22 protein-coding genes are annotated in these 19,837 nt (G+C 74.7%); 12 read left to right on the top strand and 10 right to left on the bottom strand.

The window, feature by feature from the left end; genetic code table 11:
• The first annotated feature begins 12 nt into the window (after nt 1-12).
• The 4 genes from ACFWJO_RS15095 to ACFWJO_RS15080 all read left to right on the top strand — a co-directional run bounded on the left by ACFWJO_RS15095 (nt 13) and on the right by ACFWJO_RS15080 (nt 2,682).
• On the top strand, nt 13-1,194 hold the full coding sequence (locus ACFWJO_RS15095) for a glutamate--cysteine ligase (RefSeq protein WP_386865146.1): 1,182 nt from the start codon (nt 13-15) through the stop codon (nt 1,192-1,194).
• A 66-nt stretch (nt 1,195-1,260) separates the two neighbouring features.
• Nucleotides 1,261-1,458 (top strand): FAD-dependent oxidoreductase, encoded by a 198-nt coding sequence (locus ACFWJO_RS15090; RefSeq protein WP_386865145.1) that lies wholly within the window; start codon nt 1,261-1,263, stop codon nt 1,456-1,458.
• 3 nt (nt 1,459-1,461) lie between these two features.
• On the top strand, nt 1,462-2,310 hold the full coding sequence (locus ACFWJO_RS15085; protein WP_386865268.1) for an NAD(P)/FAD-dependent oxidoreductase: 849 nt from the start codon (nt 1,462-1,464) through the stop codon (nt 2,308-2,310).
• Nucleotides 2,311-2,457: 147 nt separating this feature from the next.
• Nucleotides 2,458-2,682 carry a DUF6458 family protein gene (locus ACFWJO_RS15080; protein WP_386865144.1) on the top strand — a complete coding sequence of 75 codons (225 nt, stop codon included), beginning with the start codon at nt 2,458-2,460 and terminating at the stop codon, nt 2,680-2,682.
• A 177-nt stretch (nt 2,683-2,859) separates the two neighbouring features.
• On the opposite strand, the gene ACFWJO_RS15075 is transcribed toward ACFWJO_RS15080, so the two are convergent.
• Nucleotides 2,860-3,576 carry a dienelactone hydrolase family protein gene (locus ACFWJO_RS15075; RefSeq protein ID WP_386865143.1) on the bottom strand — a complete coding sequence of 239 codons (717 nt, stop codon included), beginning with the start codon at nt 3,574-3,576 and terminating at the stop codon, nt 2,860-2,862.
• A 249-nt stretch (nt 3,577-3,825) separates the two neighbouring features.
• Here ACFWJO_RS15075 and ACFWJO_RS15070 point away from each other — a divergent pair, with 249 nt between their 5' ends.
• The gene (locus ACFWJO_RS15070) at nt 3,826-4,404 is read left to right on the top strand and encodes a DM13 domain-containing protein (protein WP_386865142.1); all 579 of its coding nucleotides are present in this window, start codon (nt 3,826-3,828) and stop codon (nt 4,402-4,404) included.
• On the opposite strand, the gene ACFWJO_RS15065 is transcribed toward ACFWJO_RS15070, so the two are convergent.
• Nucleotides 4,391-5,848, bottom strand: coding sequence for a glycosyltransferase 87 family protein (locus ACFWJO_RS15065; protein ID WP_386865141.1), 1,458 nt, complete (start codon nt 5,846-5,848; stop codon nt 4,391-4,393). The two genes, ACFWJO_RS15070 and ACFWJO_RS15065, sit on opposite strands and share 14 nt — an antisense overlap.
• A gap of 113 nt (nt 5,849-5,961) precedes the next feature.
• Between ACFWJO_RS15065 and ACFWJO_RS15060 the strand changes: the two genes are divergently transcribed.
• Entirely contained in the window at nt 5,962-7,128 is a 1,167-nt protein-coding gene (locus ACFWJO_RS15060) for a molybdopterin-dependent oxidoreductase (RefSeq protein WP_386865140.1), read from the top strand.
• Nucleotides 7,125-7,547, top strand: coding sequence for a hypothetical protein (locus tag ACFWJO_RS15055; protein ID WP_386865139.1), 423 nt, complete (start codon nt 7,125-7,127; stop codon nt 7,545-7,547). The genes ACFWJO_RS15060 and ACFWJO_RS15055 overlap by 4 nt, the downstream gene beginning before the upstream one ends.
• On the opposite strand, the gene ACFWJO_RS15050 is transcribed toward ACFWJO_RS15055, so the two are convergent.
• From ACFWJO_RS15050 to ACFWJO_RS15040, 3 genes are read right to left on the bottom strand one after another with little or no spacing between them, the layout of a single operon-like run.
• The gene (locus ACFWJO_RS15050; protein ID WP_386865138.1) at nt 7,520-8,185 is read right to left on the bottom strand and encodes a methyltransferase domain-containing protein; all 666 of its coding nucleotides are present in this window, start codon (nt 8,183-8,185) and stop codon (nt 7,520-7,522) included. The two genes, ACFWJO_RS15055 and ACFWJO_RS15050, sit on opposite strands and share 28 nt — an antisense overlap.
• Nucleotides 8,182-8,814, bottom strand: a complete 633-nt coding sequence (locus ACFWJO_RS15045; protein WP_386865137.1) for a DUF2064 domain-containing protein — start codon at nt 8,812-8,814, stop codon at nt 8,182-8,184. The genes ACFWJO_RS15050 and ACFWJO_RS15045 overlap by 4 nt, the downstream gene beginning before the upstream one ends.
• Nucleotides 8,811-9,662 (bottom strand): glycosyltransferase family 2 protein, encoded by an 852-nt coding sequence (locus ACFWJO_RS15040; RefSeq protein ID WP_386865136.1) that lies wholly within the window; start codon nt 9,660-9,662, stop codon nt 8,811-8,813. The genes ACFWJO_RS15045 and ACFWJO_RS15040 overlap by 4 nt, the downstream gene beginning before the upstream one ends.
• A 124-nt stretch (nt 9,663-9,786) precedes the next feature.
• Here ACFWJO_RS15040 and ACFWJO_RS15035 point away from each other — a divergent pair, with 124 nt between their 5' ends.
• From ACFWJO_RS15035 to ACFWJO_RS15025, 3 genes are all read left to right on the top strand, one after another.
• Nucleotides 9,787-10,581 carry a response regulator transcription factor gene (locus ACFWJO_RS15035; protein WP_386865135.1) on the top strand — a complete coding sequence of 265 codons (795 nt, stop codon included), beginning with the start codon at nt 9,787-9,789 and terminating at the stop codon, nt 10,579-10,581.
• Nucleotides 10,578-11,690: a sensor histidine kinase gene (locus ACFWJO_RS15030; protein WP_386865134.1), complete on the top strand. Its 1,113-nt coding sequence runs from the start codon at nt 10,578-10,580 to the stop codon at nt 11,688-11,690. The genes ACFWJO_RS15035 and ACFWJO_RS15030 overlap by 4 nt, the downstream gene beginning before the upstream one ends.
• 85 nt (nt 11,691-11,775) lie before the next feature.
• Nucleotides 11,776-12,306: a GNAT family N-acetyltransferase gene (locus ACFWJO_RS15025; RefSeq protein ID WP_386865133.1), complete on the top strand. Its 531-nt coding sequence runs from the start codon at nt 11,776-11,778 to the stop codon at nt 12,304-12,306.
• On the opposite strand, the gene ACFWJO_RS15020 is transcribed toward ACFWJO_RS15025, so the two are convergent.
• From ACFWJO_RS15020 to ACFWJO_RS15005, 4 genes are all read right to left on the bottom strand, one after another.
• Complete coding sequence (locus ACFWJO_RS15020; RefSeq protein ID WP_386865132.1) at nt 12,296-13,381, bottom strand: NAD-dependent epimerase/dehydratase family protein; 1,086 nt, start codon at nt 13,379-13,381, stop codon at nt 12,296-12,298. The genes ACFWJO_RS15025 and ACFWJO_RS15020 overlap by 11 nt on opposite strands.
• A gap of 93 nt (nt 13,382-13,474) precedes the next feature.
• Entirely contained in the window at nt 13,475-14,260 is a 786-nt protein-coding gene (locus ACFWJO_RS15015; RefSeq protein WP_386865131.1) for an ABC transporter permease, read from the bottom strand.
• Nucleotides 14,257-15,849 carry an ABC transporter permease subunit gene (locus ACFWJO_RS15010; RefSeq protein ID WP_386865130.1) on the bottom strand — a complete coding sequence of 531 codons (1,593 nt, stop codon included), beginning with the start codon at nt 15,847-15,849 and terminating at the stop codon, nt 14,257-14,259. Before ACFWJO_RS15010 ends, ACFWJO_RS15015 begins: the two co-directional genes overlap by 4 nt.
• Nucleotides 15,846-16,790 (bottom strand): ABC transporter ATP-binding protein, encoded by a 945-nt coding sequence (locus tag ACFWJO_RS15005; protein ID WP_386865129.1) that lies wholly within the window; start codon nt 16,788-16,790, stop codon nt 15,846-15,848. Before ACFWJO_RS15005 ends, ACFWJO_RS15010 begins: the two co-directional genes overlap by 4 nt.
• Before the next feature lie 120 nt (nt 16,791-16,910).
• Between ACFWJO_RS15005 and ACFWJO_RS15000 the strand changes: the two genes are divergently transcribed.
• Together ACFWJO_RS15000 and ACFWJO_RS14995 are read left to right on the top strand one after the other, a co-directional pair.
• A complete protein-coding gene (locus ACFWJO_RS15000; RefSeq protein ID WP_386865128.1) occupies nt 16,911-18,131 on the top strand; it encodes a sensor histidine kinase in 1,221 nt (406 codons plus the stop codon).
• Nucleotides 18,128-18,793, top strand: coding sequence for a response regulator transcription factor (locus ACFWJO_RS14995; RefSeq protein WP_386865127.1), 666 nt, complete (start codon nt 18,128-18,130; stop codon nt 18,791-18,793). Before ACFWJO_RS15000 ends, ACFWJO_RS14995 begins: the two co-directional genes overlap by 4 nt.
• 87 nt (nt 18,794-18,880) lie before the next feature.
• On the opposite strand, the gene ACFWJO_RS14990 is transcribed toward ACFWJO_RS14995, so the two are convergent.
• Nucleotides 18,881-19,627 carry a class I SAM-dependent methyltransferase gene (locus ACFWJO_RS14990; protein ID WP_386865126.1) on the bottom strand — a complete coding sequence of 249 codons (747 nt, stop codon included), beginning with the start codon at nt 19,625-19,627 and terminating at the stop codon, nt 18,881-18,883.
• Between the last annotated feature and the right edge of the window lie 210 nt (nt 19,628-19,837).

Genomic DNA, 19,837 nt, shown 5'->3' with positions numbered 1-19,837 from the left:
AGCATGGCCGTCATGACGAGTACAGGGCACACGCCGGCCGTCACACCATCCCCTGAACCCCGCCGTGGCCGGACCCGGCCTCCCGCCCGGAGGGCGACTCCGCTCACCGTCGGCGTCGAAGAAGAGTTCCTGCTGGTCGACCCGGTCTCCCGCGAACTGCGCGCCGACGCCGAGAAGGTGGTGGCCGAAGCCGCCGGCGAACTCGGCGACCGGGTAGGCCCCGAGATCACCCGCTACCAGGTCGAGACCCGCACCGACCCGCACAGCAGCCTGGCCGGCCTCGCCGACCAGGTCCGCTCCACACGGCGGTCCCTCGCCCACGCCGCCGCACGACAAGGCCTGCGCGTCATCTCCACCGGAACCCCCGTCCTCGCCCCGCCCGGCCCCCCACCGCTGGCCGACGGACCCCGCTACGCCCGCAGCGCCGAGACCTTCCGCGCCCTCGACGACGAACAGATCGCCTGCGCGTGCCACATCCACGTCGGCGTCCCCGACCTGGCGACCGCCCTGCGGATCAGCAACCACCTGCGCCCGTGGATCCCCCTCCTGATCGTCCTGTCGGCCAACTCCCCGTTCTGGGACGGCCGGGACACCGGCTACGCCAGCTGGCGCACGACCACCTGGGGCCGTTGGCCGGTCGCGGGCCCCCCGCCGTACTTCACGTCCCCGTCCCACTTCGAGGAACTCGTCGCCGCGTTCCTCGCCACCGGCGCCCTCATGGACCGCGGAGGCCTGTACTGGCACATCAGGCCCTCCCACCACGTGCCCACCCTCGAGTTCCGTGCCGCCGACGCCGCCGCCACCCCCGACGACACCGTCCTGCTGGCGGGCATCGCCAGGGCCATGGTCGCCACCGCCCACACCGCCGTCGACGCGGGAGAACCGGCCCTCCGCCCCTCCGACGACATGCTGCGCGCGGCGTGCTGGCGCGCTGCCCGCGACGGCATCACCGGCGAGACCATAGACCCCGCGACGGGCCGCCTCACCCCGGCCGTCACCCAGGTCGAGGCGCTCCTGTCCCGGCTGCGCCCCGCACTCGACCGGCACGGCGACACGGATCTCGTGCACACCCTCTGGGCCCGGCTGCGGACCCGGGGCGGCGGCGCCGAGGGCCAGCGCGCCGCCTACCGCCGCAACGCCGCCCTGACCGACGTCGTCGACCACCTCGTCGACACCACCAGCCCACCGGCATGAGAACGGCGCCTTCCCCGCCGACGGCGGCTTCGCCGAAGAACCCCGAAACGCGATACGAGGAGTGCGGTGGTACGTGACGTAGTGGTCGTCGGAGCCGGCATGTTCGGCGCCGCGGCAGCGAAGTACCTGAGTCGGGCCGGCGCCGACACGTGCGTGATCGGGCCGACCGGGCCCGACGACGCCCACGGAGCCGGTCTCGGCGCATTCGGTGCGCACCACGACGAGACGCGGATCGCCCGCTGCCTGGGCTGGGACCTCTTCTGACTCCTGGAACGCAAGAGCGCCGGTTACCTCAATCCGCGTCAGCTGGTACGGGCCCAGCTGGAGCTGGCCGTCGCGTCCGGAGCCCGGCGGGTGCGCGGAACGGTGACGGAGGTGCGCAGGGACGGAAGGACGGGCCGCTGGAAGGTGTCCTTCCATGACGGGAGGAACGGCTTCCGCGTCGAGGCCGGGAAGGTCCTCCTCGCCACCGGCTCCCTGGCCAACCACACCGGCGCCCTCCCGGCGGGACACGCACTCGACCTCCGGACCTTCACGGAGCCGAACCTCCTCTTCGAGGTCGACGAGGACGGCCTCGACCGGTTGCGGTGCCTGCCCACGGTGGTGACCATCGACCCCGAGGACACGGGGAACGACAACCTGTCGGCCTATCTGATCCCGCCGGTCCGCTACCCGGACGGCCGGTGGTACCTGCGGACCGGTCCGGGCATGCAGCCGGTCGTCCGCGAGCTGCGCACGGCCGGCGAAGCACGTGCCTGGTACGCCCGGCAGCGCATCACCCGGGACCAGGCGGGCTTCCTGACCCGGATGGCGCGGCTCCTGCTGCCCGGCCTCGCGCCGGTCTCCGTACGCGAGGCGTGCTGCGTCGTCGACAAGACGCCGTCCCGGTACCCGTACATCGGACATCTCGACGCCGAGAGGACCCTGTCCGTCGCCGTCGGGGGCAACGGGCACGGGGCCCGCGGCTCCGACGAGATCGGCCGTCTGGCCGCGGCCGTCGTCCTGGGCGGGCCATGGGACTTCCCCCTGCCCCAGGAGACGTTCGCCCCCGCGGCGGCCGGCCGCGCGCGCTGCGGCGAAGCCGGCTACCTGCGACCGCCCTTCGGGCTCTGCTGACGCCGCCGCGCCCTCCCGTCCGACGACGCGACGGTCTCCGCAACGGCCCCGCGCGGCGGAGGAGTCGGCCCGCCCGCCGCCGCACGAGGGGATGAGAGCCGAGGACGGGGGTACGCGAGCGACATCCGACCCGACAAGGGAGGAAACATGGGTCTGGGAGCCTGCATCATCCTGATCGCCATCGGCGCCATACTGACCTTCGCGACCGACTGGGAGCTCGACGGGGTCGATCTCGACCTGGTGGGGCTGATCCTCATGGCCGTCGGCATCATCGGCACGGCCGTGTACACGAGCATCCTGCGCCGCCGCCGGGTGGTGGTCCCTCCGGTCGCTCCGACCGTGACCGACGAGGAACGCCGGGACCTGCACTGAGACGACGCGGCCCTCCAGGCGACCGGAGCGGTCGCGGCGGTGTCCGCTCGGCCTGGTCCGGCTCGTCCCACGCGCCCGACGGAACGAGGAGGTCGGCGTTCTCCACGAGGAGCGGGTCGGAGGCGAGCCGGTCCTGGCGCCGGCGTGTCCGCCTGGGTCATGCCCCCAGGTCCGCCGTCACGACAGGCACTCGGCGAGCAGGTCGACGACGTCGCGCCAGGCCCGCCGCGCGTGCTCCGGGTGGTAGCCGACACCGGGGACCGTGGGGTGGTCGACCGGCGGGTGGTGGAAGGCGTGCAGGGCGCCGCCATAGACCGCGAGGCGCCAGTCGACGCCCCCGGCCCGCATCTCGGCGACGAACGCTTCTCGTTGCTCGGGCGGCATGATCGGGTCTTCCGATCCGACCCCGGCCCACACCGGGCAGCGGATGCGCGCTGCCTCGCCCGCTCGGCCCGTGGTCGTCGCGTTGACTGTCCCGATCGCGCGCAGGTCGACGCCGTCCCGGCCGAGTTCCAGCGCGATGGCGCCCCCGGTGCCGTAGCCGATGGCGGCGATCCGGTCGGGGTCGGTCCGGGGCTCGGCGCGCAACTCGTCGAGTGCCGCGTGTCCGATGCGCCGCATCCGGTCGGGATCAGCGAGCAGGGGCATGCACCGGGCCAGCATCTCCGCCGGGTCAGCCAGATAGCGCCCGCCGTGAAGGTCGAAGGCCAGCGCTACGTATCCCAGCTCGGCGAGAGCGTCGGCCCGGCGCCGCTCGACGTCGCTGAGCCCCATGCCCTCCGGTCCCAGCAGCACCGCGGGCCGGCGGTCGACACCGGCCGGGAGCGCGAGGTGCCCGATCATCGTCAAACCGTCCGCCGGGTACTCGACCGTACGCGTCGCAATCGTCGTCATGAGGGGGGACTGTAGTGATCGTCGACCCCGGTCCGGCCGCTGTTCCGCCGCCGGCAGAACAGCGCACGCCCCCACCCGCGCCGGACGAGGCGCGGCTCGCTGGTGGAACCGCATGTCGTGGGTCCTTCACGGGGCAGCCCTCAGGAACCGACGTAAGGAAATCGTCATCGCCCGGCCCGGGACGCACGCCGGGCAGGGCGCGTTGAATGGAGGCTCCGCCACCACCAGGAACGATTCAGGGAGAACCGCATGAGCAGGGTGTCACGTCGACGAATCACCATCGCCGTCCTGGCCGTGGTGGTGCTCGGGCTCGGCGCCGGGCTTTTCTGGTTCCAGCCGTGGAAGATCTGGGTGGACGAAACCGTGAGCGAGGCCCTGCCCTCCGCTCCGGCCACCACGGCTTCGAGCACCGCGGCTCCGGGCGCGTCGACGGGCACGGCGCCGACGGGCACCGCCTCGGCCCCGCCGGCCGCGCCGCAGGCAGTGGCCTCCGGCGAACTGATCAGCCACGAGCACAGCACCTCCGGCACCGTGAAGATCATCCGACTCCCGGACGGCACGCACACACTCCGCATCGAGAACCTGGACACCAGCAACGGCCCGGACCTCCACGTGTTGCTGACCGACGCACCGGTGAAGGAGGGCGTGGCCGGCTGGCGCGTCTTCGACGACGGCCGTCACCTGAGCCTGGGCAAGCTCAAGGGCAACAAGGGCGACCAGAACTACGCCCTGCCTGCGGGCACCGACCTCGGCAAGTACACCAGCGTCAGCATCTGGTGCGACCGCTTCGACGTCTCCTTCGGCGCCGCCGCACTCACCCGCGCCTGACGGCCACGCGCCCGGCCCCGCCGCCGCCCCCGCGGGCGAGGTGCCGGACGCGCGGGCGCCGACGCACCCACCACCCGCCGGCCACCGCGACCGCCGCCGTCCCGTACGCGGCGGTCACGGCACCGCTCCCGGCCTCCGGGCCCGCGAGGTACGCGACCGCGCCGGCCACGGCGACGCCGAGCCATTCCCAGCGGCCGTCCAGCGCCACGAGCGCCACCAGCAGCAGGGCGTACCAGGAGTAGCCGGGAGTCAGGAGCAGGAACGCCGTCCCGGTGGTCACCAGGGCGCCCCGCCAGGGCCGTTCGGGATCTCCGCGCACCACGACGAGGACCGACACCACCGCGAGCACGAGCAGGACGGCGGGCAGCGCCCACGCGTCGGGGAGCACGAGACGCACCAGGGCGTACCTGCCGCCCGCGCCCGCGTCGTCGTAACCCTCCTCCTCGGCGTAGCCGCCGAGATAGCCGAGCACCGAACCGCGCGAGAGCAGGACGTACGGCAGGTACAGCGCGGCGACCGTGACGGCCGCCGGCCCCAGGACCGCCGCCGCCTCGCGCGGCCGCCGTACGCCGGACAGGGCGCCCGGCACCAGCAGCACCGGCAGCAGCTTCGCCGCGACCGCCAGACCCAGCAGGGCCCCGCCCGCCGACCGCCGTCGCGCCACGACGACCAGCGCACAGACGGAGAACAGCACGGCGAGGACATCCGCGTGGGCGTTGTTCACCCCCTCGACGGGAACGGCCGGGCACCACGCCCACCAGGCCGCCCGGCGCGGGTCGCCCCGGCGGCGCAGGGCGAGGACCAGCAGGCCGGTGACGGACAGGGACAGCACGGCTCCGCCGGTCTGGAGCGCCTTGTGCCGGACGCCGGACGGCGAGACGGCGTGGACCAGGAGGAACCAGCCCTCGGCCACCGGCGGATAAATCGTGTGCACCGCGGGCCGGTTGATCCGGGTGCACAGCCCGTCGCCGAGCGGCGCGAGGTCCCGGCCGTGCGCGCAGGCGGCGCGCTCGGGGAAGAGCCACGGATCCCGCAGGCCGGACAGGGCGGGGTCGGCGGGGGCGTGGTCGTACGGGGAGACGCCCGCTGCCTGCACCCTGCCGTCCCACGCGTACCGGTACGCGTCCGTGCTGGTGCGCGGGGACGCCACGAGGCCGGTGGCCGTGACCACGACCGCCCCGGCCAGGACCAGCGGGACCGCAGAGCGGGCCGGGACGCGCCGCAGGACCACGACGGCCCCCGCGAACAGGGCCCAGGCGGCCGCGTATCCGGCGAGGAAGCCCGTTCCGCTCGCGTCGCTCCGGAGCAGGACCACGAGCGCGGCCGTCAGGGCCGCGAGGAACAGGGCGGCGGTGACGACGGCGGTACGGGTGGCGGGGCGAGCGGGGGTCCGGGCGGCGGCGCGGGCGGCGGTGTCGGCTGACGTGCGGGAGGCGCGGGTCATGGGCGCAGCGTGTCAGCGGCGCCGGCCGGCCGGTGGGCGACCCGTCGGAGCGTTCGGGTTTCGTAAGGTGTCGGAGCGCCCGCGGGGCCCACGACGGCGGTGTCATGGATGGCATGACCTTCCGCATGCGCAGGCCGCGCCTCGAGCCGTCCGCGTTCCGGCCGCCCGCCTTCCACGGCCGACTGCACGACGCCAGGACGGCCACAGCCGTCGGCCGGTGGCTCGGCGCGGCCTTCGCCGTCTGCTTCGTCACCGGGCTCGTCAGCCACTACCTCCAACGGCCGCCGGCCTGGCTGGCCGACCGGCTGCCCACCCGGCCGGTGTGGGGCTACGCGCTCAACCAGGGCCTGCACGTCGCCACCGGCCTGGCCGCGATCGTGCTGCTCCTGGTCAAGCTGTGGGCGGTGTACCCCCGGCTCTTCGTCTGGCCGCCGGTGCGGTCCGTGCGACACGCCCTCGAACGGCTGTCCGTCGCGCTGCTCGTGGCCTCGGCCGTGTTCGAGCTGTTCACCGGCCTGCTGAACATCGTCGAGTGGTACCCCTGGCCCTTCGCCTTCGTGCCGGTGCACTTCGCCGTCGCCTGGGTGGCGACCGGATCGGTCCTGCTGCACATCGCGGTGAAGGCGCCCGAGATCAGGGACCATTGGGGGCGGCGCTCGACGGGGACCCGCGCCCTGCCCGCCGAGGACGCCGTCGACCGCCGTTCGCTGCTGCTGGCCACGGGCGCGGCGGTCGGCGTGGTGACCCTGACGACGGTCGGTCAGTCCTTCACACCGCTGAAGACGTTCGACCTGCTCGCACCACGCCACCCCGACCACGGACCGCAGGGACTGCCGGTGAACCGGACCGCCGCCGCGGCCGGGGTGTCGGCGCGAAGCCTGCGGGACTGGCGCCTGGAGGTCGCCGGACCCCGTCCGTACGTCCTCACCCTCGACGCGCTCCGGGCACTGCCACAGGCCCGCACCCGGCTGCCGATCGCCTGCGTCGAGGGCTGGAGCGTCGACGCCGACTGGGCCGGAGTGCCGGTCCGCGAACTGGTCGAGCGCGCCGGCGGCCGGCCGGGGACGGCCGCGGTGCGGGTGACCTCGCTGGAAGTGAGCGGCGCCTACCGGGTGATGGAGATGGGCGCCGACTACGCCGCGGACCCGCTGTCGCTCCTCGCCCTCACCCTCAACGGGCAGGCGCTCTCCCTCGACCACGGCTTCCCGGCCCGGATCATCGCTCCCAATCGGCCCGGTGTCCTGCAGACCAAGTGGGTGCACCGCCTGGAGGTGCTGTGAGCACGGCGAACGTCCTGCGGTACGGAGCCGGCGCCCTCGGCCTCGGCCTGATCGGCCTCGGGGCGTGGCTGGTCGCGGTCGAGCCGGACCCGGCGGGCGTCCTCGTGTGGCTGGCCGGGGCGCTGGTCCTGCACGACGGCCTCCTCGCCCCGCTGGTCCTCGCCGTGGGGCTGCTGCTCGTCGGACGCCCCGGGCGCGGACTGCTGCGCGGGACGCTGGTCGTCGCGGGAAGCGTGATCCTGGTGGCGCTCCCGCTGCTCGTACGGCCGGGAGAGCCCCCGAACCCGTCGGCCCTTCCCCTCCCGTACGCCCGGAACCTCGCGTTCGTGCTGGGCGCCGTGGCCGTCGTCGCGGGCGCGCTGCACCTCGTACGACGGCAGCGGGCCCGGGCTCAGCGGCGTACCGCCGAGGACGACTGAGGCACGAGCGAGACGAAGGAGCGACCCGCCACCGTCCACCGCTCGGACACGGCCCAGCCCGCCCGCCCGGCGTGCCCGGCCAGCGCGCGGGTGCCCACCCGGGCCCAGCGGAACGGGGCACCGCGACCGCCCCGGCCGTCGTCGACCCGCACCTCGCAGCGCTCGTCGACGTCCACGGGCACGCATTCGGCGAGGACCGTCCCGGCAGGGGACACCACCTGACGGAGCCTACGGAGCAGCGCGGCCGGGTCACCACCGATGCCGATGTTTCCGTCGATCAGCAGGGCCGTGTCCCAACGGCCTTCGCCCGGCACGGGATCGAAGACCGACCTGCACAGGGCCGAACCGCCCAGCCGCACGGTGTGCGCGACCGCCGCCGGGGCGATGTCGATGCCCAGCGCGCGCCGGCCCCGGGCGGCCAGGGCGGCCACGAGCCGGCCCGGGCCGCAGCCGACGTCGAGCACCGCGCCCCGGCAGCGTTCCAGGACGGAGCGGTCGGCCCGGTCGGGCGCCTCGCACCAGCGTTCCACCTCCAGCGGCAGCAGCCAGCCGTCGGCACGGCGGAGGAAGAGCGGGCCGCGCCCGGCGCGCAGGGCGTCGGCGTACGGGTCGGCGCGCCAGTCCGTCGTCGCCGTCACGGGCCCGCTCCGGTGGTCGTGGCGGTCAGCGCCGCGAGCCGTGCGGCGAAACGGGTACCGGGCGCCTCGGCCGCCACCGCCCGGGCATCGGCGGCGGTGTCCACGTCCCTCAGGACCGGCAGCGTCCCGACGCGCATCCCGGCCGCGCACAGCCGCTCGTACAGGACGGCACCGGTGTCGGGCCTCGACATCGGCACGCCGAGCAACAGGGCCGGGTCGGGGCGGGCCAGCCCGAGGCCCCAGAAGCCGCCGTCCGCTGCGGGGCCGAACCAGGCGTCGTGGTCCTCCCAGCGGAGGGCGGCGGCGAGCAGCCGCGGGGTGACCTGCGGGGTGTCCATGCCGATCAGCAGGGCGGGCCCGGCGCAGGCGGAGAACGCGGCGGCGAGCCGCTCGTCGAGCCCGCCCGCCGCCTGGGGGACGACGTCGAAGCCGGCGGGCAGCCACGATCCGGGCGCGCCGTCGAGGACCAGCACGTGACGGCCGGCCGGGACCCGAGCCGCGGCGTCCAGGGTGTCGGCCAACGCCGCCTCGGCGAGGGAGGCGGCCTCCTCCGGGCTGAACGGAGGCGTGAGCCGGGTCTTCACCCGGCCGGGCAGCGGCTGCTTGGCGATGACGAGGAAGGTCGTCACGGGCGTGCCCAGCCGGCCGGCCGGTGCGTGGGCGGGGGTGGCGGTGCGGAAGCGGCCTGGTCCGTCGGTGGTGCGAAGGCGGATCGGTCCGTCGGCGGGGACGCAGCTCCGGATGCCGCTGCGGGCGTCGGCGCGGGCGTCGGCGCGGCCGGGGGAGCCGGCGTCGAGACGGGCGTCTCCGCGGCTTCGGCGAGGACCTTGCGCATGTCGTGCACGGCCTGCCACGTCCCCTTCCACGTGCCGGTGACCTTCGACCGGCCCGAGCGGGGCAGATACGGTACGTCGACCTCGCGCACCCGCCACCCCGCGTCCGCGGCCCGCACGACCGTCTGCAGGGGGTAACCGCTGCGGCGGTCGGTGAGTTCGAGGCCCAGAAGCGCCTCGCGGCGGGCGGCCCGCATCGGACCGAGGTCGCGCAGCCGCAGTCCGGTGCGCCGGCGCAGCAGCCAGGACAGCGCGAGGTTCCCGGCCCGGGCGTGGGCGGGCCAGGCGCCGCGTCCGGCGGGCCGGCGGCGGCCGAGGACCAGCTCGGCGGAGCCGTCGGCCACCGTACGGACGAGCCCCGGCAGCAGGCCGGGGTCGAGAGAGGCGTCGCAGTCGCAGAAGCAGACGAACTCGGCGTCGGCTGCGAGCAGTCCCGCGTGGCAGGCGGAGCCGAAGCCGCGCCGGGGCTCGTGGACGACGGTGGCGCCGAGGCTCCGGGCGAGTGCGGCGGATCCGTCGGCGGAGCCGTTGTCGACGACGATGGCCCGCCAGCCGACGGGGATGCGGGAGAGGACCCAGGGCAGCGCCTCGGCTTCGTCGAGACAGGGAAGGACGACGTCTACGGTCTCGGTCTTGGGTGTCACGGGACCCACCGTAGGAAGCGCGGGGCGGATCGGGGCTCCGGAAGTCCTTACGAAACGCGGACATCACTCCCGGCGCTCCGGGGCGCCCGTGACCGTCGCGCCGGTGGATGCGACGCTGTGCGGCATGAGCGAGAGCGGAGGCCCGGAGAGCCGGGCACGGATCCTGGTGGTGGACGACGACCCGACGGTGGCCGAGGTGGTCACCGGCTACCTGGAGCGGGCCGGGTTCGCCGTCGAGCAGGCCGCCGACGGTCCCGACGCGTTGCGCAAGGCCGGCGAACGACGGCCGGAGCTGGTGGTGCTCGACCTCATGCTGCCGGGCCTGGACGGCCTGGAGGTGTGCCGGCGGCTCCGTGCACACGGTCCCGTGCCCGTGATCATGCTGACCGCACGGGGCGACGAGGAGGACCGCATCACGGGCCTGGAGGTGGGCGCGGACGACTACGTCACCAAGCCGTTCAGCCCGCGCGAACTGGTGCTGCGCGTGGAGTCCGTGCTGCGCCGGAGCCGGGCGTCGGCCGGCGCCGCGGCCCGGCCGGTGCTGCGGTCCGGGGACCTCGTCGTGGACCCGGCGACCCGCCGCGCCACCCGCGCCGGCAGCGAACTCGCTCTCACTCTGCGGGAGTTCGACCTCCTGTCGTACTTCATGGAGCACCCGGGAGCGGCGCATTCCCGTGAGGACCTGATGCGGCGGGTGTGGGGCTGGGACTTCGGCGACCTTTCCACGGTGACCGTCCATGTCCGTCGGCTTCGGGCCAAGATCGAGGAGGACCCGGCCAGGCCACGGCTGATCCAGACGGTGTGGGGAGTCGGCTACCGCTTCGAGCCGCAGCCGCAGCCGGAGCCGCAGCCGGAGCCGGAGCCGGAGCCGTGGCAGGCGATCGTCGAGGGCCCGGGGCGGGCGGAGGGCGCGGCGTGAAGGACGTCCTGCTCATCGCCGCGTTCGCCCTCGCCGGCGCCGTGTGCGCGGGCCTCGCGGGAGCGGTCGTCCTGCGCCTCGTCCGCCACCGCTCGGTCGCCGTCTCGCTGACCGTGGTCGCCGCCGTCACCGTCACGGCGATGCTCGCCGGGACCCTCGCCGTCGCCCAGGCGATGTTCCTGTCGCCGCACGACCTGTGGGTGGTGACCGTCGTCGCCGCGATGGCCGCCCTCGTGTCGCTCGGCACCGCGCTCGTGCTCGGCAGGTGGGTCGTCGCCCGGAGCCGGGCGCTCGCCCGCGCCGCACGCGACTTCGGCGACGGCGGCAGCTTCTCCGCCCCCGACGGCGCCGCCACCGCCGAACTCGCCACGCTCACCCGCGAACTGGCCGCCACCAGCGCCAAGCTCGAGGCGTCCAGGGCCCGCGAGCGCTCGTTGGAGGCGTCCCGCCGCGAGCTCGTCGCGTGGATCTCGCACGACCTGCGCACCCCGCTCGCCGGGCTGCGGGTCATGGCGGAGGCCCTGGAGGACGGTGTGGCCGCCGATCCCGCCCGCTACCACCGGCAGATCCGCACCGAGGTGGAGCGCCTGACCGGCATGGTCAGCGACCTCTTCGAGCTCTCGCGCATCCACGCGGGCGCCCTCGCCCTCAGCACGAGCCGCGTCTCCGTCTACGACCTGGTCGGCGACGCCCTCAGCGGTGCCGACCCACTGGCCCGCGAGCACGGGGTGCGCCTGGTCGGGCAGCAGGTCGAGGCCGTTCCCGTGGAGGTCGACGGCAAGGAGATGACCCGTGTCCTCGCCAACCTCCTCGGCAACGCCATCCGCCACACCCCCGCCGACGGCACGGTCGCCGTGACCGCCGAACGCCGCGACGACGCCGTCGTCCTGTCCGTCACCGACGGCTGCGGCGGCATCCCGGACGCGGACCTTCCCCGCGTCTTCGACACCGGCTGGCGCGGCACCGAGGCCCGCACCCCACCTGCCGGCGCCGGCCTCGGTCTCGCGATCGTCCGCGGCATCGTCGAGGCGCACGCGGGCCGCGCGGAGGTCCGCAACGTCCCCGGCGGCTGCCGCTTCGAGGTCACCCTCCCCGCCGCCGCGGGCTGAAGGGGCGGGCCCGGGTGGCGAAGGAAGCGTGACCGGACGGGATATTCGATGGTCGCCGCGGGCCGGCGGTGGTCATACTGCCGCGATGGATCCGGTGACTCTTGAGACCGAGCGTCTGGTGCTTCGGGCCTTCATTCCTGCCGACGTGGACGCGGTGTACGAGGCCTGCCAGGACGAGGACATCCAGTTCTACACCCCGGTGCCGGTGCCGTACCGGCGCGCGGACGCGGAGGAGCTCGTCGGAGAGAAGCTGCCCGCCCAGTGGGCCGAGGACAGGGACTACACCCTCGGGGCCTTCCGCAAGGACACCGGCGCCCTGGTCGGTTCGTACTGCCTGACCCTCATCAGCCGCGGCGTCTGGGAGCTCGGCTACTGGGCGGTCAGGGAGCAGCGCGGGCGCGGGTATTCGGTGGAGGCCGCTCGGGCGCTGTGCGACTGGGGCTGGGCCACCCTCGACGTCCATCGCATCGAGTGGTGGGCCATGGTCGGCAACACCGGCTCGCATGCCGTCGCCGAGAAGCTCGGCTTCACCGTCGAAGGCACGCTGCGCCATCGCAGCATCACCAACGACGGCAAGCCGCACGACTGGTGGGTGGGCGGACTCTTCAGGCCGTGATGCCCGTCGTCGGCGCCGAGGCCCGCTGCCCGGCGCGGGCGAACTCGGCCATGCCCTCGTCGAAGCCGGTCGCCGGTCGCCAGCCGAGGTCGCGCCGCAGCCGCGACGAGTCCGCGGTGACGTGCCGCACGTCCCCCAGCCGGAACTCGCCGGTCACCACCGGCGCCGGGCCGCCGTGCGCCCGCGCGAGCGCCGTCGCCATCTCGCCCACCGTGTGGGGCTCCCCGCTGCCGGCGTTGTACGGGGTGAGGGCGCCGGCCGGCAGTCCGGCGGCGGCCTCCACAGTGGCCTCCAGGGCGAGCACGTTGGCCGCGGTGACGTCCCGGACGTGCACGAAGTCCCGTCGCTGTCCGCCGTCCTCGAACACGCGGGGCGCCTCGCCGCGGGCGAGCGCCGAGCGGAACAGCGAGGCCACACCCGCGTACGGGGTGTCCCGGGGCATGCCCGGCCCGTACACGTTGTGGTAGCGCAGCGACACCGCCGTCCCGCCCACGGCCCGGGCCCACGCCGCCGACAGGTGTTCCTGGGCGAGCTTGGTGGTGGCGTACACGTTGCGGGGGTCGGCCGGCGCGTCCTCCCCGACCAGACCCGGCACGAGTGCCGCGCCGCACGCGGGGCAGGGGGGTTCGAAGCGGCCCGCGGCCAGGTCCTCGGGGCGGCGGGCGCCCGGCCGGACGATGCCGTGCCGGGGGCACTCGTACCGGCCCTCGCCGTACACCACCATCGAGCCCGCGAGGACGAGTCGCCGCACGCCCGCCTCCGCCATCTGCGACAGGAGCACGGCCGTGCCGAGGTCGTTGCAGCCCACGTAGTCGGGGGCGTCGGCGAAGTCCTTGCCGAGGCCGACCATCGCGGCCTGGTGGCAGACCGCGTCGACTCCGGCCAGGGCCGCCCGGACGGCCGCCGCGTCCCTGACGTCGGCGTGGAGGAGGCCGACGGGCGAAGGCTCGGGCACGGTGGCGTGCGCGCCGGGCAGCAGCGCGTCCAGGACCACGGGTTCGTGGCCCGCGGCGAGCAGAGCCGAGACGATGTGCGAGCCGATGAACCCGGCTCCTCCGGTGACGAGTACGCGCATGCCCCGCACGCTACGGAAAAGGCGCGGGCGGCAGGGCGATCCGCACCGCGCCGTAAGACTTCCGTCAGCCCCACGGGCCCCGCCGAGCGGGAATCACGCGTCGCGCAGGCGCAGCAGCACGCCGCCGCCCAGCAGGGCTGCCGCCGCCCACGCGGCGAGGACGCCGAGGCCTGCCCACGGGCCGATGGGCAGCTTGTCGAGGTGGGTGGTGGACTGCACGGCGAGGCCGGCGGTCATCGGGGAGATCTGCTGCAGGTGGCGCTGCCACTCCGGGTCTCCCACCACGTGCGCGACGACCGGGAAGAGATAGAGCAGCCCGAGGACGGTGCCGATCGCGGACGCGGCCTCCCGTACCGCCGTGGCGACGCCGAGGGCCAGCAGAGCGACCAGCGCGAGGTAGAGGACCGATCCGACGGCGGCGCGCAGCGTGGGACCGTCGGACAGGGACAGCGGCGGATAGCCGTTGGCCGCCGTGAACCCGCGGCCGGGCAGGAGGTACCGCCCGGCGAGCAGCGAACCGAGCACGGCGAGGGCCCCTGCCGCGAGCACCGCGCCCGTCAGGACCGCGGCCTTGGCGGTGAACGCGGCGATCCGGTGCGGCACCGCCGTGAACGTCGTGCGGATCATGCCGGTCCCGTACTCACCGCTGACCGTCAGCACGGCGGCGATCGCGACGACCGCCTGACCGAGCACCACACCGGTGAGGGCGATCCGTACGCCGTCCTCACCGCACCCCGGGCCCGGACACATCGCGCCCTGCGCCGTCCCGGCGCCCAGGCCCACGGTCAGGACGACCGCGAGGGCGAGCAGCCCGACGGCGCCGCCCGCGGTCCGCAGCTTCGTCCACTCCGCGCGCAGGGCGCACAGCGCGTACCTCACGCGTCCCTCCGCTTCATGCGCGTCAGGGCCAGGGCGAAGGCGACCGCCGCGTAGCCGCACAGCACCGCGAAGCCCGCCCACGGGGGCAACGGGTGATAACCGGTCGAGGGCTCGTAGACGGTGACGACCTGCGCGTAGCGCGGCAGGGTCTGCTGCACGGCGAAGCCGGCGGCCGGGGTCACGCGCAGCAGCCACTCCGAGGCCCCCACGGGCAGGACTCCGGCGGTGGCCAGGAGATACGGGAGGACCAGCGAAGCGACGACCAGCGCCACCGCCGTGGCGCTGCGCCGCAGCACGGCGCCGACGCCGAGCGCGAGCACCGCGGTGACCGCGAACAGCAGCGCGGTGCCGACCACGACGCGCAGTTCGGTGGCCGTCGGGACCGGGAAGACCCGGAAGCCCCTGCCCTCCGCGCTCCGCCCGCCGAGCGGGACCGCGACGGCCGCGGCGACCAGCCCCACGGCGAAGGCCGCGGCGGCGACGACGGCGGCCTTCGCGACGAGCACCCGCCCCCGCCCGGGGTGCGCGGTCAGCGTCGTACGGATCAGTCCGCGCCGGTACTCGGCGGTGACGAACACCGTGCCCACGGCGGTCACCACGATCAGCCCGGCGAACGCGCCGACGAGGAAGTTCTCCAGGGTGTAGCCGTGGCCCATCGCCGGACCGCCCACCACGGGCGCGATGTCACCCGCGCCGGTCACACTGAAACCCGCGGCCGACGACGTGAACTCGCCCTTCGTCGTGTTCGTGTAGCTGCCGGAGGTGCCCGCGTCGTCGCCGACCTGGGTGCCGGTCCAGTCCTCGTCGGACCAGTCGCCTCCAAGCACCGGGCGCCCGAAGTCACCCCTGGCCACGGCGGGGCTGAAGCCCGCGCCGACCGGGGTCTCCTCCATGGCCTGGGGAGAGGCCACGAACAGACCCGCCTGGACGGTGGCCGGCAGCCCGGCGAGGCGGGCCGTGCCCACCCAGCTCCAGTGGCTGCCGTCGGCGGAGACGTAACCGGTGAGGAGAGAGCCGGCACGCACCAGCCGCAGCCAGCGCGCCGACCCCTCGGAAACGCCGCCGGAAGACCCGGCGGCCGCGATGTCGCCGGTGTAGTCGTACTGCATCCGCACCCCGTGGGCACCGGTGACCATGACCGCGGCGTACGTGGAGCCCTGCGCGAGCGACCCCTTGACGATGATCCCGGCCTTGGCCCAGGGAGAGACGGCGGCGGGAGAGGAGGGGGGAACGTCCGCCGTGGTCGGATCACCGGCCGTCTGAGGAGTGGTGTCGGTCGTGCGGCCGGTGTCCGGCGTCGGGCCGGCGTCCGGGACGCCGGTCAGCGCCTGCACCGGAACGGTGATGCTGCCGTCACCGGTCAGGGTCCGGTGGACGAGGAAGAAGTTGTCGTTGACCGCCTCCCCGCCCGGGCCCCGCGGAAACGAGGTGTCGGTGCCCTGCCCGGACGGCCCGGGGGCCGCCGTACCCAGGAGCCCGACCAGCACCGTCGCCAGCGCGGCGGCGGCCATGCCGAGCACCCAGCCGCGCACCGTACGGAACTTCGTCCACTCCGCGCGCAGCAGCCGCGGGAAGGTGGTCCGGCTCATCGCCCCGCCTCCGCGGCCGGAACCCCGCGGTACTCCACCGCGTCACGGGTCAGCTCCATGTACGCCTCCTCCAGCGTCGCGCGGTGCGCCGACACCTGGGAGAAGGGCACCGCGCCCCGCCCGAGGACCGCGGCGATCCGCTCGTCCGCGAGGCGGGACACGGACAGCGTGTCGTGGCCCGCGACGCACACCTGGGCGCCGGCCGCCTCCAGGACCGCCGTGGCCTCCAGGGGCGCGCTGGTCCGCACCGTGACCCGGTCGCCGGAAGCCGCTGCCAGCAGCTCCCGCACCCCCGTGTCGGCGATGACCTTTCCGCGTCCGACGACCACCAGGTGGTCGGCGGTGTCCTGGAGTTCGCCCATCAGATGGGTGGAGACCAGCACGGCCCGGCCCTGCCCGGCCAGTGACGCGAGGAAGCCGCGCATCCAGACGATGCCGTCGGGGTCGAGACCGTTGAACGGCTCGTCCAGCATGAGGACCGGCGGGTCGCCGAGCAGCGCCGCGGCGATCCCGAGCCGCTGTCGCATGCCCAGGGAGAAGCCGCCGGCCCTGCGCCGCGCGGCCGTACCCAGGCCGGCCTGCTCGATCACCGCGTCCACCCGCCGGGCCGGGAGGCCCTGGGAGTGGGCCAGCCACAGCAGGTGGTCGCGGGCGGTCCTGCTCGGCTGCAGCGCAGAGGCGTCGAGGAGTGCCCCCAGGTGCCGCAGCGGCTCGCGCAGGCTCCGGTACGGTCGCCCGCCGACCAGCGCGGAGCCCGCGTCGGGTGCGTCGAGGCCCAGGATCACCCGCATCGTGGTCGACTTCCCGGCGCCGTTGGGACCGACGAACCCCGTCACCAGGCCCGGGCGGACCGTGAAGGTCATGCCGTCCAGGGCCACCTGCGGCCCGAAGCGCTTGCGCAGGCCGACGACCTCGACGGTCGCTCTCGTGTCTTCGCTCATGACGCACACCCTGCGGCGCGGGACATGACACGCGCCGAACGGGCGCTGTCATGCCGCTGTTAGGTGGCGCCGCCTAACCTGGGGCACGTATCCGGACCGGCGGCGGGGGAGGACCAGGCAGTGGTACGAGGCTTCTCCGCCCGGCTCGGCACCGTACGGGCGCGCTTCACCGCCCTGTACGTCGGCCTGTTCCTGCTCTCGGGCACCGTCCTGCTGGCGATCGCCGCCGCCGTGGCCTCGGGCAGCAGGGACAGCCGGACCGCGCCCGGGACGACGCCCGCGCTTCCCGCGATGCCGGCGCAGGCCCAGGAGCGCATCGACGCGCTGGAACGACAGCTGGCCCAGGCGCAGGACGCGCAGTCCGCCCGGATCCTCCTGGGATCGGCGGTCGCGCTCGGCGCGATGGCCGTGCTGTCCCTCCTGATGGGGTGGCTGGCCGCGGGCCGGGTGCTCCGTCCCCTGCGGACGATGACCGCGGCCACGAGGCGCATCTCCGCCGACAACCTGCACGAGCGCCTCGCGGTCACGGGCCCCGGCGACGAGGTCAAGGACCTGGCCGACACCATCGACGGCCTCCTGGAACGTCTGGAAGGAGCCTTCGCCGCACAGCGCCGGTTCGTCGCCAACGCCTCCCACGAGCTGCGCACCCCCCTGGCCACGATGCGAGCCGCGGCCGACGTGGCGGTGGCCAAGCCCGGCCCCGTCGCCGAGCAGACGCTCGCCCTGGCGGGCCGGATCCGCACCGAACTCGACCGGGTCGACCGGCTCCTCGAAGGCTTCCTCGTACTCGCCCGCACGCAGCACGGCGCCTTCACCGACGCGACGGCGGTCCGCCTGGACCGGCTCGTGACGACGGCCCTGAGCGAGCGGGCCGCCGACATCGCCGCCAAGGACCTCACGGTGCGCCGCGCGGGCGCGGTCGCCGACGCTGACGAGGATGAGGACGAGGACGCGGACGGCGGCGCGGAGGTGTGGGCGAGCCGCAGCCTCGTGCGCCGCGTGGTCGACAACGTGGTCGACAACGCCATCGCGCACAACCGGGCCGGAGGCTGGATCGGCGTCGCGACCCACGCCGACGCCGCGACGGCGCGGCTGACCGTCGAGACCGGCGGACCGGTGCTCGATCCCCGCGAAGTGGCCCTGCTGGCACAGCCCTTCCGCCGCCTGGGCGAGGAGCGGACCAGCAGGGGAGGGCGAGGGTCCGGACTCGGCCTCTCCATCGTCGCCGCCATCGCCCAGGCGCACGGCGGCAGCCTGGAGCTGTCGGCCCGCGACGAGGGCGGCCTGCGGGTCACCGTCGTCCTGCCCCGGGCGGACGGGAAGGACGGGGCGGCGGCATGAGAGTGCTGGTGGTCGAGGACGCCCTGTCCCTCGCCGACGTCCTCGTCGAGGGCCTGCGCGACCAGGGCATGGCGGTGGACGTGGCGTACGACGGCCTGGAGGCGGCGGCGAAGCTCGACGTCAACGCGTACGACGTGGTCGTCCTCGACCGCGATCTGCCCGGCATCCACGGCGACGACCTGTGCCGGATGATCGTCGCGCGGGACGATCGCGTCATGGTCCTGATGCTGACCGCGGCCGACGCACCCGGTGACCGGGTCGCCGGACTGGTCATGGGCGCCGACGACTACCTCGCCAAGCCCTTCCACTTCCCCGAACTGGTGCTCCGCGTACGGGCCCTGGCCCGCCGCCGGCCCGGCGCCCGGGCCCGCGTGCTCCGAGCCGCGGGCATCGAGCTCGATCCGCTCCGGCGGACGGTCACCCGGGACGGCAGGCAGCTCGACCTCTCGGTCAAGGAGTTCGCCCTGCTCGAAGCGCTGCTGGACGCCAGCCCGGCCTTCCTCAGCGCGGAGGAGCTCCTGGAGCGGGTGTGGGACGAGCATGCCGACCCGTTCACCAACACGGTGGCGGTGACGATCGGCCGTCTCCGCCGCAAGCTCGGCGAACCGCAGGTCGTCACCACCACGCCGGGTGTGGGCTACCGGGTCGTCGAGCGTCCGTGAGCCCGGGGGCGCCCGTAGTGCCCCGTGAGCCGCGCGAGCGCGTGCTGGACAGCACCGTGAGGATTCCTTCCCTCCCCACTCGTACGGTCAGGGGCGGAGGGCCACCGCCACGGTCGTCGCATAGGGCTCGTCCAGCCGGCCGTCGGGGAAATGCCGCGTGAGCTGCTCCCGCTCGGCGGCGAGGAAGGCGGTCGCCTCGGACTCGTCGAGCACGATGACGGCCGAGTGCGTGGCCAGCTTCGCGAGGTGGAAGTCGACGGTGACGCGGCGCGACCAGCGGAGCGTGCGCTTCCGCCAGTTGAGCTCGGCCGGGGTGTGGACGTCGGAGATGAAGCAGCCGGGACCGAACCACTTCTCGATCCTGGACCGCTGATCGGCCACCCACGGTACGGACGGGTCGGGGTCGTTCCACATCAGCGCGAGCGCGCCTCCCGGGCGCAGGGCGCGCAGGGCGGACGGGACGGCGAGGGAGGGGTCGGTCCAGTGCCAGGACTGGGCGTACGTGACGAGGTCGAGCGAGCCGTCGGCCAGCGGCAGCCGGTTGCCGTCCCCGCGTACGAGCGGAATCCCGGGCAGCCCGCTGCGGAACTGCGCCGCCATCGCGGCGCCCGGCTCCACGCCCACCACCCTGGCCCCGCGCTCGTGCAGGGCACGAGCGGCGATCCCGGTGCCGGTGCCCACGTCGGCGACCCGGGCTCCGGCGAGCGGCCGACCGCTGAACTCCTCCATGGTCTCGAAGGCAGTGTCGGGATACCGGGGGCGATAGGCGTCATAGGCGCGGGCGGCTCGGCCGAAGGCCAGGGCGCGAGTCGGCGGGGGAGTGTCGGAGGCCATGCCCCGACTATTCCGCGCGCGGGGCCTCCGGAACAGAGCGCGTCTTCGGCCACCGCGGCTTTTTCAGCTGAAGCTGCGGACCCCGGGGCCGTATCCGAACAGCACTGCTGTTTCCGTCCAGTTCCAGAAGTGTGCGGCGCTCGGCTGCTCGCGTTCGGGGGGTGGGCCGTGGGTCGGGTCGGCGCGGTCGGGGGTTTGCGTCGTCAGGGA

It is taken from the genome of Streptomyces sp. NPDC127092, assembly GCF_042722475.1.
Taxonomy (GTDB): Bacteria; Actinomycetota; Actinomycetes; order Streptomycetales; family Streptomycetaceae; genus Streptomyces.
This window is presented reverse-complemented; position numbering and strand designations above follow the sequence as displayed.